At 24.5% G+C, this 1430-nt stretch carries 2 protein-coding genes and 1 pseudogene; all 3 read right to left on the bottom strand.

Annotated elements, in window-relative coordinates; all coding sequences use genetic code 11:
* Nucleotides 1–10: 10 nt before the first annotated feature.
* A complete protein-coding gene (locus RI01_RS03940) occupies nucleotides 11–637 on the bottom strand; it encodes a DUF2963 domain-containing protein (protein ID WP_051001706.1) in 627 nt (208 codons plus the stop codon).
* 196 nt (nucleotides 638–833) lie between these two features.
* A complete protein-coding gene (locus tag RI01_RS03935; RefSeq protein WP_051001705.1) occupies nucleotides 834–1079 on the bottom strand; it encodes a hypothetical protein in 246 nt (81 codons plus the stop codon).
* A 61-nt stretch (nucleotides 1080–1140) separates the two neighbouring features.
* Nucleotides 1141–1430 (bottom strand): annotated as a pseudogene (locus RI01_RS02885) (hypothetical protein); the annotation flags it as partial.

Raw genomic sequence — 1430 nt, 5'->3', positions numbered from 1 at the left:
TTAGTTCTTTTCATTCATTCTTAAATTCATAATATTTTAAATCTTTAACTGTAAATCCAACTTTTATTAAATCGTTATATGTAAATCCAGCATCTCTTAATTGACCAACTGTATAGCCCTTATCTTTTAATTCTCTAAGAGTATAACCGCCATCTTTTAATTCTTTTGCTGTATACCCAGCAGATTTTAAATATTGAATTGTATATCCACCATCTCTAAATTCTTTTGCTGTATATCCAGCATCTTTATATGTAAACCCAGCATCTATTAATTCTTTGGCTGTAAATCCAGCATCTCTTAATTCTTGTGCTGTATACCCGGCTGCTTCCAAATCTTTAACTGTATACCCAGCATCTTTTAATTCCTTAACTGTATATCCAGCATCTTTTAATTCCTTAACTGTATATCCAGCATCTTTTAAATCTTTAGCTGTAAAACCAAGTTGTATTAAATAATTAACTCTAGCCCCTAATTTTTTAAAATCTGCAACTGTTTTATAAAGTTTAGTTTTGAAATATTTAATACTACCATTTTTATCTGTTTCTTTGTATTTTTCTTCATTAGTATCAAATTCTTCAATAGAACCATCAATATTTTTACGTTTTATTAATTTTTCGTTAACAGGATTATATTCCATCCATACGCCATCAGGTAAAGTTTTTTTAATTAATTTACCATGAGTGCCATATTCATAAATATTCTTATCTTTATCTGTTTTTTTAAATAAAACATCATTATTATATTCGTAAATATTACCATCTAAACCAATCTTTTTTACTAATTTATGAGTAAATAAATTATAATATTCTATTTCACCAGTATCTCTTTTTAATTCATAAGGAGTGCTTTTTATGTTCTATTTCTTGTTTTAACTTTATATTTTCCTCATGTAAAGCGTTATTTAATCTTTTAGCTTCTTCGGAAATATTTTTGTTTAAAGTTATTCTTCTTTCTTCAGTTTCTAAATGATATTTATAAGAAATACTACCAATCCAAAAAACAAAAAACAATAATGTTGCGGTAGTAATAAGAAAAGGAACTATTCTCCAATGTCTACCTTTCCATTTAAAAGTACTCATAATTAAATTTCTCCTATTCTATTTTTAAATAATTTAAAATTCATTCATTCTTTCTTTGTTTTTAAACCCATAAATATATAAAACTCATTAAAAAAGAACAAACAAAACCTAATAACATTATAACTTTTTTTAATAACAATAACCAAATGTTTAAAACAATAACCATAATATCTAAAATTTTTAAAACAATTTTAAATAATAAATCCCCTATTTTAATAAAAGAATTTAACAGAAAGGTTTGCATTTCTTTGAAAAAATAAATAACATTACCTCCAACAGTAACAGTGAAAATAATTTTGCAAATTTCTTTTAATTTTTCCCATAAACCCTCATCAGGATTCATTAATTTTT

Origin of the sequence: Italian clover phyllody phytoplasma str. MA1 (assembly GCF_000300695.1) — a bacterium.
Lineage (GTDB): Bacteria > Bacillota_I > Bacilli_A > Acholeplasmatales > Acholeplasmataceae > Phytoplasma.
Note: the sequence above shows the minus strand (reverse complement) of the source record. Positions and strands in the feature narration are given on the sequence as shown.

Bases quoted from the DNA above. Each gene is read 5' to 3' on its own strand.
- RI01_RS03940 (WP_051001706.1), bottom strand. From the start codon at position 637: ATGGAATATAATCCTGTTAACGAAAAATTAATAAAACGTAAAAATATT.
- RI01_RS03935 (WP_051001705.1), bottom strand. From the start codon at position 1,079: ATGAGTACTTTTAAATGGAAAGGTAGACATTGGAGAATAGTTCCTTTT.